General features: G+C 29.8%; 18 protein-coding genes. All 18 read right to left on the bottom strand.

The annotated features are described in order from the left end of the window. Position 1 precedes the first annotated feature (1 nt). A complete protein-coding gene (locus NWE74_RS16320) occupies positions 2–889 on the bottom strand; it encodes a flagellar motor switch protein FliM (RefSeq protein ID WP_258244029.1) in 888 nt (295 codons plus the stop codon). Between the two features lie 63 nt (positions 890–952). After that, the gene (locus NWE74_RS16315; protein WP_258244028.1) at positions 953–1,714 is read right to left on the bottom strand and encodes a flagellar hook-basal body complex protein; all 762 of its coding nucleotides are present in this window, start codon (positions 1,712–1,714) and stop codon (positions 953–955) included. Positions 1,715–1,728: 14 nt separating this feature from the next. After that, a complete protein-coding gene (locus NWE74_RS16310; protein ID WP_258244027.1) occupies positions 1,729–2,502 on the bottom strand; it encodes a flagellar hook-basal body complex protein in 774 nt (257 codons plus the stop codon). Between the two features lie 13 nt (positions 2,503–2,515). Then, entirely contained in the window at positions 2,516–3,229 is a 714-nt protein-coding gene (locus NWE74_RS16305; RefSeq protein WP_258244026.1) for a sigma-70 family RNA polymerase sigma factor, read from the bottom strand. Positions 3,230–3,246: 17 nt separating this feature from the next. Then, positions 3,247–5,307 (bottom strand): flagellar biosynthesis protein FlhA, encoded by a 2,061-nt coding sequence (gene flhA / locus NWE74_RS16300; RefSeq protein WP_258244025.1) that lies wholly within the window; start codon positions 5,305–5,307, stop codon positions 3,247–3,249. Positions 5,308–5,326: 19 nt separating this feature from the next. Continuing rightward, the gene (locus tag NWE74_RS16295) at positions 5,327–7,159 is read right to left on the bottom strand and encodes a fused FliR family export protein/FlhB family type III secretion system protein (protein WP_258244024.1); all 1,833 of its coding nucleotides are present in this window, start codon (positions 7,157–7,159) and stop codon (positions 5,327–5,329) included. Between the two features lie 5 nt (positions 7,160–7,164). Then, positions 7,165–7,434 (bottom strand): flagellar biosynthesis protein FliQ, encoded by a 270-nt coding sequence (gene fliQ, locus NWE74_RS16290; RefSeq protein ID WP_092725669.1) that lies wholly within the window; start codon positions 7,432–7,434, stop codon positions 7,165–7,167. A gap of 15 nt (positions 7,435–7,449) precedes the next feature. Then, positions 7,450–8,118: a flagellar type III secretion system pore protein FliP gene (gene fliP / locus NWE74_RS16285; protein WP_258244023.1), complete on the bottom strand. Its 669-nt coding sequence runs from the start codon at positions 8,116–8,118 to the stop codon at positions 7,450–7,452. Further along, the gene (locus tag NWE74_RS16280) at positions 8,102–8,530 is read right to left on the bottom strand and encodes a flagellar biosynthetic protein FliO (RefSeq protein WP_258244022.1); all 429 of its coding nucleotides are present in this window, start codon (positions 8,528–8,530) and stop codon (positions 8,102–8,104) included. The genes fliP and NWE74_RS16280 overlap by 17 nt, the downstream gene beginning before the upstream one ends. Positions 8,531–8,574: 44 nt before the next feature. Then, positions 8,575–9,309, bottom strand: a complete 735-nt coding sequence (locus NWE74_RS16275; RefSeq protein ID WP_258244021.1) for an OmpA/MotB family protein — start codon at positions 9,307–9,309, stop codon at positions 8,575–8,577. Further along, positions 9,299–10,108, bottom strand: a complete 810-nt coding sequence (locus NWE74_RS16270; protein WP_258244020.1) for a motility protein A — start codon at positions 10,106–10,108, stop codon at positions 9,299–9,301. Before NWE74_RS16270 ends, NWE74_RS16275 begins: the two co-directional genes overlap by 11 nt. Before the next feature lie 15 nt (positions 10,109–10,123). Beyond that, positions 10,124–11,035 (bottom strand): flagellar hook-basal body protein, encoded by a 912-nt coding sequence (locus NWE74_RS16265; protein ID WP_258244019.1) that lies wholly within the window; start codon positions 11,033–11,035, stop codon positions 10,124–10,126. A 6-nt stretch (positions 11,036–11,041) separates the two neighbouring features. After that, the gene (locus NWE74_RS16260) at positions 11,042–11,623 is read right to left on the bottom strand and encodes a flagellar hook capping FlgD N-terminal domain-containing protein (protein WP_258244018.1); all 582 of its coding nucleotides are present in this window, start codon (positions 11,621–11,623) and stop codon (positions 11,042–11,044) included. 15 nt (positions 11,624–11,638) lie between these two features. After that, positions 11,639–12,835 carry a flagellar hook-length control protein FliK gene (locus NWE74_RS16255; RefSeq protein ID WP_258244017.1) on the bottom strand — a complete coding sequence of 399 codons (1,197 nt, stop codon included), beginning with the start codon at positions 12,833–12,835 and terminating at the stop codon, positions 11,639–11,641. Between the two features lie 17 nt (positions 12,836–12,852). Further along, on the bottom strand, positions 12,853–13,290 hold the full coding sequence (gene fliJ, locus NWE74_RS16250) for a flagellar export protein FliJ (protein ID WP_258244016.1): 438 nt from the start codon (positions 13,288–13,290) through the stop codon (positions 12,853–12,855). A gap of 15 nt (positions 13,291–13,305) precedes the next feature. Further along, positions 13,306–14,613, bottom strand: coding sequence for a flagellar protein export ATPase FliI (gene fliI, locus NWE74_RS16245; RefSeq protein WP_258244015.1), 1,308 nt, complete (start codon positions 14,611–14,613; stop codon positions 13,306–13,308). Further along, a complete protein-coding gene (locus tag NWE74_RS16240) occupies positions 14,610–15,419 on the bottom strand; it encodes a flagellar assembly protein FliH (protein WP_258244014.1) in 810 nt (269 codons plus the stop codon). The genes fliI and NWE74_RS16240 overlap by 4 nt, the downstream gene beginning before the upstream one ends. After that, a complete protein-coding gene (gene fliG / locus NWE74_RS16235; protein WP_258244013.1) occupies positions 15,403–16,461 on the bottom strand; it encodes a flagellar motor switch protein FliG in 1,059 nt (352 codons plus the stop codon). The genes NWE74_RS16240 and fliG overlap by 17 nt, the downstream gene beginning before the upstream one ends. Between the last annotated feature and the right edge of the window lie 15 nt (positions 16,462–16,476).

Raw genomic sequence — 16,476 nt, 5'->3', positions numbered from 1 at the left:
TCTACACTCCTTTCTTTATGCTATCTGTAACTATAACACCATTTTTTTTCTTTATAAGACCAGGCTTACATGTAAATACTCTAGCCCCTGCTACATCTAGCTCTATATCACCATTAACTTTACTATCTAGCTTTATTACATCTCCAGTTTTTAAGTTAAGTAGTTCCTCAACACTTATACTCGTTTTTCCAAGTCTTGCAAGTAAATCAGTCTTAGCTCCACATACATTGTTGTATATAGCATTTGTAAACTCAAAGTCATACTCTAGATTTTTACTTCTAAATAGTTTTTTAGTTTCTAAATATTCAAGTATGGGTTCCATACAACTATATGGTTTGCAGAATCTCATTTTTCCAATTTCTTTATCTCCATACATCATCTTCATATGTGCAATCATTACAGACTCACTTATTGGATACTTTTTACTAGCACCTGCATTTGTATGTACTCTTAAAACTTCTCTGTGAGTACAACTTTCAACAACATACATTCTTGTTAAAAATTGTGAACTAGTTTGGAATATTAATTGTTTATCTATTTCTGTAAGTTCTCTCTTATAATTATCAAATATACCATCTCCACCTAACATTAAATCTACAAGAGTAAGTGCTATTGGTTTATCTATTTGGTATATAAGGTCTTGTACAAGAGGCTGTATAGCATGTTCTACTATGACAGACTCAGAGTCTGTCATTTTCATAAACTCATCATAGTTTGTTTGCTCTACTTTTTCTACCTTACAATATATCTGTTGCTTTTTTAACTCATAAGCTAAAAATAAATTTATATTTTTACAAAACTCTTCTGATACTACAGATAAGAATCTCATGTTATCACTAGAGTACCTTTGAGGTTTTTTAAAGTCATATATCTTTACATCTTTATTCATAGTTTTTTGTACTTAAAATACTCACCTTAGGTTTATTTTAATGCACTATCTCCTTTCTAAATTTTATCGACCTTGAAGATTATTTATCATACTCCACATTTCATCTACAGCTTTAATTCCTCTACTGTTAAATTGAAAGGCTCTTTGTGCCATTATTAAATCCGTCATTTCACTTTGCATATTTACATTTGACATTTCTACATGACCTTGTAAAAGCTTTTTATCTCCAATTATATCTGCTCCTGCTCCTTCTTTTAAAACAAATAGGCTATCTCCTACAGGAATTAAGTCATTGTCTCCTTGTGGCATATATAAATCTATTTTACCTACTTTTTGTTTATCTAAATATACTTCCCCAGCTTTATTAATACTTAATTCACCATTAGATAAATCTGCACTTTGAGGAGGCATTCCATTGTCATATTTAACCTCCAATATATTACCATAATCATCCACCAGACGTCCATTTCCATCTAAAACAAATTCACCATTTCTAGTATATTTCTGAGTTTTATCTGGTGTTATAACTTTAAAAAATCCTTCTCCATCAATAGCTAAATTAGTATCTATACCTGTATTTTTTAATGCGCCTTGCATAAAATTTCTAGTAGCTTGAGATGTTTTTACTCCAGTTCCCATTACAGAATCTTTAGAGTTATGTGGATATGATTGTCTATCTAGAGTTTCTGTATATAAATCTAAAAATTCCATATCTAATTTTTTATAACCTGTCGTTTGAGAGTTTACTATATTATTAGATATTATATCTATTTTATTTTGATTTGCACTCATACCTGTTTTACTAGTATGCATTATATTATACATTATTTTTTCTCCCCTTACCTTACTGTTCCTATTTCATTCGCTATTTTACTAAGAGTTGAATCTATAGTTTGTATAACTTTTTGGTTAGCTTCAAACTCCTTAACAGTTTCCATTAATAATGCTGTTTCATTTATGTAATCAACATTAGATGTTTCTAGATATCCTTGTCTTACTCTATAATTATTAGCTTTAGTTCCATTTTCTCCAGAGTATAAATTATCGCCTCTTTTTATAAGTTTATCATAATTTTCAAAATCAACTACATTAAAAGTATACTTATTTATACCATTTATATTAATTTTATTATCTGGCGTAACCGAAACTTTATCATTTCCAACATATATAGGTTCTACAGCTCCTGTAGCACTATTTACACCAGTTACATAGTGACCTGCATTTGTAACTAAATAACCTTGAGTGTTTATCTTGAATGATCCATCTCTAGTATAGAATGGATTATTATTACCATCCATAACTTGGAAGAAACCTTTCCCTTCCAACGCAAAATCAGTATTATTTCCTGTTTCTTTATGAGTTCCTTGTTGATAGCTTGTTACAGTTTCATCTATTCTCACACCAAAACTTAAATCTCCTAAATATTGTTGATGTCCAACTCCATTTATATATTTATCTTTATTGTATAACATAACTTCATCAAAGCTTTTTGATGCTAATGTTTCTTGTTTATAACCTGGTGTAACTATATTTGCCAAGTTATTTGTTATAACACCCTGTCTAGCTTGTAATGTTAACATCGACGATACAGACGAATATAAACCTCTTAACATAACCTATCCTCCTTTAATCTATGTACTTTAACTTTTTCATTGCTAACCTTAAATTAGCAATTGCTCTGCTATTTAATTGAGATACCCTTGATTCAGAAACACCAAGCACTGCACCTATCTCCTTTAATGTAAGTTCTTCATAATAATAAAGTGATAATACTAGCCTATCTTTTTCTTTTAATGTATCTATTGCTTTGGCCATAACTTCTTGAAGTTCTTCATTTTCTATTATAGTACTTGGAGAAAGATCTTCACTTTCTCTAATTGTGTCTATAAGTTTAACTTCATTTTCATCTTCAAAAATTACATTATCTAAAGATGCATTGTTTAAATTTAGTAATTTCGATTTTATATCATTTACTTCTTTTTTCGATATTCCCATAAATTTTGATACTTCATCCAAGCTAGGTTCTCTAAAAAACTTATTTTGTAGACTTTCTACACATTTGTTATATTCTTTTATTCTACTTATATAAGTTCTAGAAACAGGTGAGTGTTTTCTTATTTCATCTATTATATAAGATGAAATCCTTATAGATGCGTATGTAGAAAATTTAACTCCTCTACCTTCATCAAATTTATTACTTGCATCTATAAGTCCCATTACTCCATAGCTTACTAAATCTTCATACTCCATACCTATCTTGTTGGTGTGGTATTTAGATGCAATATGCTTAACAAGAGGCATATTGCTCATTATAAGTTCTTCTTGTTCATATACCGTCAATATCTTCAACCCCCTTGTTATATATTAATTACACCTTGAGCTTTTATTTGGATATCACTTGGTACTTCATTAAGTGACAGTATCGTTACATGCGGGAATACCATCTCAACTAACTTTCTAAATGGTGCCCTTATTTTTGGAGATACTAATAATATCGGCCTATTATTGTTAAAGTTTATATTTTCAGTCATACTTTGTATATTTGTAAATATTTGGTTAGTTGTATCTGGATCTACTGCAGGGTATGTTCCATTTACAGATCTTTGTAAATTATTACCTATTAAATTTTCTACTTCCATAGATAGAGTAGCTACTGTTATTGAATTATTTTCATCAACTAATTCAGAGCAAATACTTCTACTCATGGCCATTCTTACATACTCAGTTAGAAGTTCTATGTCCTTAGTATTCCTTGAATGATCAGCTAATGTTTCAAGTATTGTAACTCTATCTTTTATAGCGATTTTTTCTCTTAAAAGATTTTGGAATACTTTTTGAACTTCTCCTAAAGTCATTAAGTCTGGTATTAATTCTTCTACTACTGCACTATATCTTTCTTTAGTCGCATCAATTATAGCTTTTACCTCTTGTCTTCCTATAAGTTCATGAGACTTCGATTTAATTATCTCTAATAAATGTGTTACTAAAATAGTTGTAGGATCCACTACTGTTAGTCCATATAATTCAGCTTCTTCAGCTTTATCTTTATTTATCCATAAAGCATCAAGACCAAAAGTAGGCTCTTTAGTTTGTATACCTTCTATGTCTATACTCATACCCATAGGATTCATACATAATAACATAGTAGGCATAAGGTCATATATAGCTACCACATTACCTTTTATTTTTATACTGTACTGATTAGGGTTTAATTGTAAATTATCTCTAATTCTTATTGGTTGAACTAAAATACCCATATCAATTGCACACTGTCTTCTTACAGATACTATTCTTTGAAGTAAATCTCCACCATTTGACTCATCTGCAAGAGGAATTAATCCATATCCAATTTCAACTTCTATAGGTTCAACATTTATAAGTGACGATACATCTTCAGCAGTATCTATGCCAGGCTCTACATCTTCTTCTTGGTATTGTGCATTTTCTATTTCTTCAAGTGCTTTTTCTTTTTCTTCTTTCTTTAATAATAATGATATTGATATTGCAGCTATTCCCAAAGTGAAAAATGATAACTTAGGAAGTCCTGGTAAAAGCCCTAAAACTATTAATACCACACCGGTCATTGTTATTGCAGTTGGTATAGATATTAATTGTTGTCCTAATAAACTACCAAAATTTTCATCACTATCAGCTCTAGTTACTAATATACCAGCAGAAGTAGATATTAATAATGCTGGTATCTGACTTACTAATCCATCTCCTATTGTAAGCCTTATATAAGTTTGAACTGACTCTGAAAAGCTCATATCTAGCATTAATACTCCTATTACTATCCCTCCAAGTACATTTATAGTCGTAACTATTATACCTGCTATAGCATCCCCTTTTACGAATTTAGATGCACCATCCATCGCTCCGTAAAAATCTGCTTCTTGTTGTAATTCTCTTCTTTTCTTTCTTGCTGTTTTCTCATCCATCATACCAGCATTTAAATCAGCATCTATACTCATTTGTTTACCTGGCATAGCGTCTAATGTAAATCTTGCTGATACTTCGGATACTCTACTCGAACCATTTGTTATAACTACAAACTGAACGATTATTATAATTAAGAATATTATTACCCCGACTACGTAATTTCCACCAACAACGAAACTACCAAACGACTCTATTACGTTACCCGCATATCCTTGTCCTAGTATAAGTCTTGTTGATGATATATTTAGACCTAGTCTAAATAAGGTTGTAACAAGCAATATAGTAGGAAATATTGATAGTTGTAGTATATTAGTTGAAAAAAGAGTAAGTAATAATATTAATACTGAAAATGCTATATTTATTGCTAACATAACATCTAGTAAAAATGGTGGAAGTGGTATTATAATCATTAATACGATTCCTAAGATACCAAATCCAACGAATATATCAAATCTTTTCTTAAAACTTAACTTTTCCATCTATAACCTCTTTTTATAACTATTTGTATTTATTTTTAATTTTATAAACAGCCACTAATACTTCAGCTACTGCTTGATACATTTGTTCTGGTATTTCTTGATCTATTTCAACCTCTTTGTATATAAGCCTTGCTAGCGGTTTATTTTCTATAATTGGTATATCATGTTCTTTAGCTATTTCTCTTATTTTAAAAGCAACTACATCTGCTCCTTTAGCAACTACTATTGGTGTTGTGTCTTTTCCTTGCTCATATTTAATAGCTATAGATATATGAGTTGGGTTGGTTACAATTACGGTTGCAGAAGGTACTGCCTGCATCATTCTTTGAGTAGCCATTTGTCTTTGCTTTTGTTTTATTTTACCTTTAATATGGGGGTCACCCTCCATTTGTTTAAACTCTTCTTTGACTTCTTGTTTAGTCATTTTTAATTCTTTTTTGTGTGTATATTTTTGGTATGCATAGTCAAAAACTGATATAACTACTACAGCTAATGCTATACTTGATAATAAACTTTTTACTAAATCTATTATTGTATCCATAAGGTATGGAAGATAAATATCTCCACTTTTCATAATCCCTTGGAAATTTTTATTCATAAATGAATAACCTATATATAAAAGTATTGATATAATAGCAATACTTTTAACTAATTCACCTAATGCTTTCAGAGAAAACATGTTTTTAAATCCACTTATAGGATTTAATTTTGATAACTTAGGCTTTAGCCCATCGCCACTAAACATTAATCCTGTTTGCATTAAATTTCCTATGACTCCAAACACCATTATAATTAATCCCATGGGTAAAAATATCATCATAAACGAAGTCATAATTTTCATAACTAAATCATCTAGTGTTTTATAATTTATATTAGTTCCTAAATCTAAGCTAAATATATTTACAATAAAGTTTTTTAATTCTGCTATTATAAAATCAGACATCGTAGAAACTATAAGTAATATTGCAAGAAGAGTTATAGCAGTTGTTACTTCTTTACTTTTAGCAACATTACCTTGTTTTCTTGCCTCTCTTTTTTTCTTAGCAGTAGGTTCTTCCGTCTTATCCCCTCCTGCAGATAATATTATACCTACAGGTCCTAATGTCGGTAGCATATCATTATTCATACTAAGTAAAGTACCATCTAAAATTGATGGTATTTTATTAAATAAGTTGTGTATCTCAGTTAATATAAATGGCAATGCTATTATAAAAAATACTATTCCTACTAATAACTTTAGCGGCATTCCTATAATCATTACATTTAATTGAGGAACACTTCTTGAGATAAGTCCCATAATCAAATCTGTTATAATAAGAGATACAATTATAGGTACTGCTATTTTAAATCCGATTACAAAATATTGTATGAACACATTTATTACATAACTAAAATTATTACTAAGAATAGATTCTCCTATTCCAACTAATTCAAAGCTATGTTGTATCCCTGTAATCAACATGTGATGACCATTCATATTAAAAAATATTATTATTCCCATCCAGTACATAATATTTTTCATTAAAGTCGATTGTTCTTTAGTGTTAGGATCGTATATGTTTGCCATAGCTAATCCTAATTGCTGATCTATTAAACTACCTGCTATTTGTAAACTAGTAAAACATATACTCGTTATATATCCTAATACTAATCCAGTTATAGTTTCCATTACTGCGCAATTAATTAAATCTGGTACTGTAGCAATATTTACGTTTATATCTATACCATATGATATTATTAAAGACATAAACAAAGTAAAACATACTTTAAACATTTTTGGAGTCCCATTTGGGAATATAACATTTATAGAAGCAAAAAATGTTATTAATCTAATAAATACAAGTACTATCACTTACATTACCCCTTTATAAAAGCTATCATAGTCATAATTTTATTTGTAAACTTTACAATTTCTTGTAACATCCAATTTCCACCTACAACTAAAGTTATAGCTATTACTATTAGTTTTGGAACAAATGTTAATGTCTGTTCTTGTATTTGAGTTGTTGCTTGAAATATACTTACCAGTAATCCAACTACTAAAGATAAAATAAGTATTGGTCCTCCTACTAATAAACTTGTATATAATGCTTCTTTTACTATGCTCATTACCATATTTTCAGTCATAATTTTATCTCCTTGCTACGTAAAGCTTAAAAGTAAAGATTTAATTAATAGATTCCATCCATCAACCATTATAAATAGTAATAATTTAAATGGCAGAGAAATCATAGCTGGAGGAAGCATGAACATACCCATGGACATTAAGGTACTTGACACTACTAGGTCTATTAATAAAAATGGTAGATATATTAAAAATCCTATTTGGAATGCAGTCTTAAGTTCACTTATAGCAAATGCTGGTGCTAATACATAAAGTGGTATATTTTCTCTAGTTAACTCATCTTTTTCTAACTTTGCATTTTCTACAAACAGTTTTATATCTTCATCTCTAGTTTGATTTAATAAAAATTTCCTAACAGGTACCTGCGCTTTTTCTATCATCTGTTCAAATCCAATTTTTTCTTCCCTATAAGGCTTTATCGCATTATTATTAATATCATTTATGGTCGGTGCCATTATAAAAATTGTTAGTGCTATAGCAACTCCTATTAATACTTGATTCGGAATAGATTGCTGAGCACCCAAGGCTGACTTTATAAACGAAAACGTAATAATTATTCTTACAAAACTTGTCATCATAAAGATTACAGTTGGTAAAAACATTAAAAACGTTAAAACTATAAATAATTTTATTAAAGGAGTAAATTCTTGTTGATTATTTGCCATAAATTTAGCGAAGTCTTCCATATCTCTTCCCCTTTAAATTTAATTTATTTAATTTAAACTCATTTAAATTTAAATTTCCTGTATTTAGGTTGTTTGTGTCAGTTTTTTTTAACCTAACTTTCCTTAAATTTGATATATCTACTTTAGATTCTTGCTTTAAATCCTCTATATTTTCAATATCTTCTTTGCTTAATTCTTTTATCTTCTCTACTTTAGAAGGTGATGATACTAAAACACAGCCTTCATCACCTATTTTTAAAACAAACACATCAGTATCTTTACTTAAATTAGTTCTTTCAAGTACTTTTGTATATTTATTATTTCCTATATTAGAAAAGTTCGCCTTACTTAATTTAATTGAAGCCACTATTAAAACAATAACAATAGGCACAAATACTATTAAATTTATTATATATTGCAATACATTATTCATGGCGTCTCCTATTTTTAATATCCTTCAACATTTATTTGATTACTTTATTTTTGACTTGCTTTAGTATCTTTGTCGTCTTTAACTTTTTGCTCCACCATTAAGATATCAACTCTTCTATTTATAGCTCTATTCTCTGGTGTATCATTAGGTACTAAAGGTTTATACTCTCCATATCCTTTAACAGAAAACCTAATTGGATCAATTTGTTTCTCATGTACAAAATATGTTACAGCACTAAGAGCTCTTGCTGCTGATAATTCCCAGTTAGATGCAAATTCTTTATTATTCATAGGCACATTATCTGTATGACCTTCTATAAGTACATCATTGTCATGTTCATTTATTATAGTAGTTATTGTTTCTAGTACTTCTTTATTGTTTTCTTTTAAGTCTGCTTTCCCTGGGTCGAAAAGTATTGTTTCATCAAGCTGAAGGACTATTCCTCTATCTTCTTTTCTTAACTTTATAACCTCAGTTAATCCATTTTTTTCTATTGTATCATTTAATTTTTTTGCTAAATCTTCATATTCTGTATTCCCAGAATTAGGATTTTTTGTTTTAACTTCTAGTTCATCTAAATTTTCAACTTCGCTTACTTCAGTAGTTCCTTTTAATGAGGACTGTAGTGCTTGATTTAGCTGTTTTAGTTTTTCACTATCTACAGCAGATATAGAATACAATAATATGAAAAATGTAAGAAGTAGTGTTATAGTGTCGGCATAGGTGTCCATCCAGCCATTAGTATTTACATCATCACCTTTTTTCTTCCTACGCGGCATTTGCACTCTCCTCATTTCCATATCTTGTATAATAAGTTTTTCTTTCTTTTTCATTTAAGAAAGTTACTAATTTTTCTTCTATTGTTCTTGTACTATCACCATTTTGAATACTCACAATTCCTGCGATCATCATTTCTAAAGCTTCAATTTCTTTCTCACCTTTACCTTGTATGTTATAGCCTATTGGATTAAATATTCCATTTGCAAACAATGCTCCATATAATGTAGTTATAAGGGCAACTGACATTCCTTTTGCTATGTCATCAGGTGATCCCATATCTGCAAGCATTTGTATTAACCCTATTAAAGTACCTATCATACCAAATGCAGGGGCATAAGAGCCCCATATTTTAAAGAACTTAGATCCTTGTTCATACATAGCCTCTTTTGATGCTAAATCAGTCTCTAGTATTTCCTTTACATTTTCTGGTTCTATTCCGTCTATAACTAGTTCTAGACCTTTTTTCAGAAATGGATCTTCCATTTCTGAAACATCTTGTTCTATTGCTAATAAGCCGTCTTTTCTTACTATTCTTGATATTTCTTTAAATTGATCTACTAAATCCATCTTATATATATTATTAGATGTTATACTTATTTTTAATGCTTTTGGTACTTGCTTTATATCATCAAGTGAAAATGTTATAAGTACTGCAGCAAAAGATCCACCTATTGTTATTGCTAATGAAGCTGGATCAATAAATGGCTTAATACCTGTTTTTCCTTGTGAAATACCATATAAACAAACTCCAAATACTAATATTAATCCTATCGGAGTTAAAATATCTTGCTTTTTCATTTTACCACTCCTTTATTATCTCTTAAGGTTTACTATTTCCTGTAACAACTCATCACTTGTTGTTATAACCTTACTTGCAGCTTGGAATGCTCTTGTTGTTACTATCATTTCTGTAAATTCTTCTGATAAGTCAACATTTGACATTTCTATTGCCCCCTGATTAATTTTTCCCATTACTTTCCCTTGGATAGCAGCTCCTGAATTGGCAGATTCTTTATAAAGATTTCCACCTAATGCTTCTAATCCTTCTGGATTTTTAAACACACTTACATTTAATGTTTGTTGTGTTTTACCTGCTACTAAATTACCAGCGGCATTATTTTCTGGAACCTTAGTTCCATCTTCTACTAAATAAGATATTTTTCCATCCTTAGATATTGTAAAAGATAGTACTCTTAACGCCCCATCAACTCCAGCATCTCCTGGTGTTCCATCAGGCTTAACAGCTTTAGGGATTTGAATTTTTTGATTATCAGTAGCAGCAGGTTTATCTGTTCCATTTCCTTTCATTGAAGTACCTAAAACATAATAACCTTCTGCAGTTACTAGATAACCTTGCTCATCTAGACTAAAAGAACCATCTCTTGTATATGCATAATTATTTTCTGATATCTGAACCTTGAAAAAACCATCTCCATCAATTGCTAAATCAGTTGGTCTACCTGTTGGTTGTATAGCTCCTTGAACCATATTTTTAAATATTCCACTTACCTTAGTTCCTATACCAACTTGTCCTGGGTTAACCCCACCAACACCACCGCCTGGCTTACTTGCAAATATTGCATTTTGATATAATGCATCTGAAAATCTTGCTGAAGTCTTTTTATATGCTGTTGTTCCTACGTTAGCTACGTTATTACCAACAACGTCCATTTTTGTTTGGTTGGCTTTCATACCACTTATTCCTGAATACATCGATCTTAACATAAACTATTACTCTCCCTTATTTTCTATATTTTCTTCTGGACCTGGTTCTGGGGTTATTTTTTCATCACTTACTTTTAATAAAGCTCCATACTCTACTCCAACCAATTCCCCAGTTTCATCGTTTCTAACATTCATATAAACAACACCATCCTTTATATGAATTCCTTCTACTTTACCAGTTAGTTTTTTAGGTTTTTCTTCTGAATTTTCCATTCCCTCTTCAACTGGCGCATATGCTTCTATATTTTTACCGATTAAAGCTGACGCTGATCCCATGGCTGAATTTACTAATAGACCATTAGTCATACCTAAAAGGTAATCTAAATTGTCATTCATTGACTTCATTTGTTCTAAGCTATTGAACTGTGCCAACTGAGTAACATATTGAGTTGGATCTTGAGGACTAAATGGATCTTGATTTTTCATTTGAGCAACTAATAATTTTAAAAATAGATCTTTATCATTTTCTTTTCCTTGTTCAATAATCGGAGTTCCATTTTCAGTTTTATTAGCACCCCTAGATTGTTGCGTTTTATTTTCTTGCGGTGTTTTTGTCTTAAAGTTTGTCCTAGTATTTATACCTGGCATATTATTAGCCTCTCTTTAAATTAAAATATTTAGATTATCTTTTTCTAATCTATCTTCAATAGAGTCTTCTATATTTTCAATTCCATTATTTATATTTTTATTTCTTCTTTTTTGATTTTGCTGATTTTTTCTTTCAAATTCTTGATTCAAATTATCTGAGAAAAATTTCTGATTATCATTTTTTATATCTACAGATACTTCTTTAACTTTTATATTTAAATCATTTAAATGTTTAACTATATCCCCTATGTTTTTATTAACTAAATCAAATACATCATCTTTACTTATAGTTATAGCAACCTTAGTTTCTTCTGCATGTTTTATAAGTTTTATAGTCATTTCCCCTAGTTCTCTAGGGCTTATTTTTATATTAATTTCTTCTAGGCCATTCGCCTTAAGATATCTAACAGTTTTTACAACATCATCGCCTATAAATTCTTGTCTTATTTCTTTTATCGGTGTATTACTTACAACTTCGTTACTTCCATTAGCTGTAGCTGTTGTCTGTACTCCAGGAGAAAACATAAATTGGTTATTATTTTTCTCACCTAATATATCTTCTAATGTATTTAAATCCTTATCTGATTCAGTTGATTTTATCATATTAGATTTAGTATTTAAATTTATAACATCTAATTGTGCATAAGAATTTTGTTCTTTTTGATTATCATTTTGAGTAAACTTAGTATCTAAATTTTTACTGTTATCCAAAACTTTATTTCCATCATCTAAAGATTTTAAAACTTCATTATTAGAATTTTTATTATTTAAGATATCTTTAATTTTATTTAAAACTTCTTCATTTAAATTTTCAGGGGTAACTAATTTCATGTCACCAGATTTAACTAATGATTCAAGCAATTTCTCTACATCGTTAGTTTGTAATTGATTCATATTTTGATTTTTTACAAAATCGATTAAAGTATCTAAGTTTACATCCGTATCTTTATCAAGTGTTTTAAATTTACCCGACTCATCTATTTGACCTATTTGTTGAAGTAAATTCATCAACTGTTGAATTAAATTATAGTCTATATCTTCTACATTCTCTTTATCATTAATGTTCTGAGTGAATGTAGAATCTTCAACATTAGTTTTCAAAGTACTTAAAAGTCCTTCAAATTGATCTTTTCCTGATGAAGATGTACTACCATTTGCACTTCCCTGAAAACTATTCATAATTTGCATTGAAATATTCAAATTCATATCCATCTTAGTTCATCCTTTTATTATGCGCTTGCATTATTTCTCATGTATGCATATAATGCAAATTCATCATTTGTTATTTGTTCTATTCTTTCTTCTTCTTTTTTTAACCTTAGCATTTCATTTTCTTTAAGAGTCTCTAGTGATTTTCTCTTTATTTGTTTTTCTATAAAATCTTCTTTAGCTTTTGCTACTTTAATTTCTTCTTTTTCAAGTTGTTCGTTAGTCACTTTTATAGATTGCGTAAGTGATGATAGATAATTAATTGTTATCTTTTGAGTAACTACATCTTGAGCCTTACTTATATCTGAGTATTTCTTATAATTCATTTCTAAATTTCTTAAATTATTTTCTATAATTTTTTTTTGATTTTGAGCCTGAGTATATCTTAATTTACTTTCCTCTTCATCTTTTATTTTTATATCTAGTAACTTTTGTAGTTTAAACTTAAATTTACTCACTTACGTCAATCTCCTTTAGTCAAACATCTTTATTAATAATTCCTTACTAACATCAAATGGAGTACTTTCATTCACTCCCTGCTTTAAATATCCATTTACAGTATCTATATACTTAATAGCATTATCTATATTTTTATTAGAGCCACTTTCATATGCCCCAATATTTATTAAGTCTTCTGCTTCTTTAAAAGTTGCAAGTATATCTCTTGCATAGGATGCTGCTTTGTTATGTTCTTCTTCGCCTATTTCTTTCATAAGTCTACTTATGCTATTTAATATATCAATAGCTGGATAGTGATTTTTATGAGCTAGTTGTCTTGATAAGACTATATGTCCATCAAGTATACCTCTTACGGTATCTGCTATTGGTTCATTAAAATCGTCCCCATCAACAAGTACAGTATAAAAAGCTGTTATAGAACCTTTATCTGACATTCCTGTTCTTTCCATTAGTTTCGGTAACATCGCAAATACCGATGGCGTATAACCCTTTTGAGCTGGTGGTTCACCTATAGCTAGTCCAACTTCTCTTTGAGCCATCGCAAATCTTGTTACAGAATCCATCATAAGTAATACCTTTTTACCTTGATCTCTAAAGTACTCTGCAATAGATGTAGCTGTTAGTGCTCCTTTTAATCTAACTAAAGGTGATTTGTCAGAAGTAGCACAAACTACAACTGACTTTCTCATACCTTCTTCACCTAAGTCTCTTTCTATAAAGTCAAGAACTTCTCTTCCACGTTCTCCTATAAGAGCTATTACGTTAACATCTGCTTCAGCTGTTCTTGCCATCATTCCAAGAGTTGTACTTTTTCCAACACCACTACCTGCAAATATACCTATCCTCTGACCTTCCCCACAAGTTAAAAAACCATCAATAGCTCGTATTCCTGTGGGCATTATATTAGTTATCCTCGGTCTTCTCATTGGATCAGGTGGTTCATTAAATAAACTGTATCTTTCTCCTGATAATATGCTACTTTCATCTATTGGATTTCCTAAACCATCTAGTATTTTTCCTAAGAGCTCTTCACTACATCTAACACTTAGAGGTATCCCTTGAGCTACAACTCTACATCCAGGACCTATACCTGCAAGTTCACCAAGAGGCATTAATATAACAGCATCATCTCTAAATCCAACGACTTCACAGTTTATAGGATTATTTAAATTGTTATACACTGTACATAACTCACCTACAAATGCTTTTATACCTTCTACTTCTACGGTCAGACCTATTACTTGACTCACTTTACCTTCACACATTACTGAAGGTATATCTTTTACTCTTTTTGTTATTTTTTCAAAGTCTAAGTTAATCATAGTAACTCCTCTTTTATCTTTTCTATTACATGATCTATTCCAACTACTAATCGTCCATTCACATTATCAATTACTGCATTTCCTTGTTCTATAGACTCATCAACTAAAACAAACACATCGCCTTTTATTTTATGATTTTTTTTAAGATTTAAAATTTGTTCATCTAAACTTTCTTTATATAACTGATTTGTTTTTATTACAAAGTTCTCTTTAAGTTCATATTCCTCAATAACACTAGTTATTAAGCTATCCATAGAGTTAACATCTTCAAATTTTTCTCTTAAAACTTGTTCTGCTATACTTACACTTAAACTTATTATATTTTTTTTATTTTCTTTCATATAATTTGAAACTTCATTATTTGCTTCAAATAATACTTTATTAGAATTATCTATTATTTGAGCTGCTTCAAATTTAGCCTTTTCAATATTTTCTTCATATGCTTCTTTGTATCCATCTTCGTAACCATTTTTTAAACCTTGGCTATGACCTTCTTCGTAAGCTTTCTTTTCTATATTTAAAGCTTCTTCTTGAGCATTGTTTAAAATTCTTTCACTTTCTTCTTGAGCCTTATTTAAAATTTCATCATATTTAGTCTGAGCTTCTTCTAATTTAATTTGCATTTCTTCTCTTTTTCTTGCAAGCTCCTCTTCTAATTGAGCTTGTATTTGCATTTGAGCTTCAATCTGTTCTTGATCTATTATCTCTTCTTCTGCTTGTGGATTATTTATACTATGTCGTATAACTTTCTTTCCTTTAATCTGAATATTTTCAGATTTTATGATATTACTACACAATGAATTCATCGTCTGATCCTCTAGATAATGTTATTTCTCCAGCATCTTCAAGTCTTCTTATAACATTTACTATATTTTGCTGAGCTTCTTCAACTTGAGATATTTTAGTCTTCCCTAATAACTCAATTTCTTCTCTAAGTGCTTGTGCAGCTCTTTGAGATTGATTTTTAAATATAGTATTTGCAACTTCTTTAGATGCTCCCTTAAGAGCATATGCAATATCTTTAACATTAACTTCTTTAAGAATTCTTTGTATAGCTGCATTTTCAAGCCTAACAATATCATCAAATATGAACATATTAGCTTTGATTTCCTCCGCTAAATCTTCATTATTTTCTTCAATAAACTTAATAATACTCTTTTCTGTTTTTCTATCCACATTGCTTAATATATCAATTAAGCTTTCTATACCACCTGAACTTTCAAGCTCTCTTTGACCTAACTTCGAAAGTTTAGTTGTTACAGCCTCATCTATAGCTTTTATGATATTTGGTGACACAGAAGAAGTACCACCTATTTTTAAAGAAACTTCATTTTTTATCTTATCAGGTAACTCGCTTAAAATTTGAGCTGCTTTATCTGGCTGAATATGAGAAAGTATTATAGCTATAGTTTGTGAACTTTCTCCTTGGATACAAGATAATATTTGTTCTGGTTCAGCTTTTCTAGCTGCCATAAACATCTTAGTACATGTATCGTATTTTATGCCTTCAAGAAGTTTATTCGCTCTTTGATTACCCAACGCTCCATTAAGTAATGTTTGAGCAAAATCTAACCCACCTTCTAGTACAAAGTCTTTTCCTTTGTTTAATTCTATAAATTCTTGAAGAATCTCTCTTCTCTCTCTTGCATTTACGGTGTGGATATTAGCTATCTCCACACCTATTTTTTGTATCTTTTTATCAGGTAAATTTTTTACTATTCCTGATGCCACATCAGTTCCTAATGTCATTAAAAGTACAGCAGCTTTTCTTGCACCAGTAACTTTTCTAACTTTAGGAATATCTCCTAAATCAAAGGCATTTCCTGCTTTTGCAAATTCTTTTTCCAAAATAAACTACCACCT

The organism is Romboutsia lituseburensis (assembly GCF_024723825.1).
Classification (GTDB): Bacteria; Bacillota; Clostridia; order Peptostreptococcales; family Peptostreptococcaceae; genus Romboutsia_F; species Romboutsia_F lituseburensis_A.
This window is presented reverse-complemented; position numbering and strand designations above follow the sequence as displayed.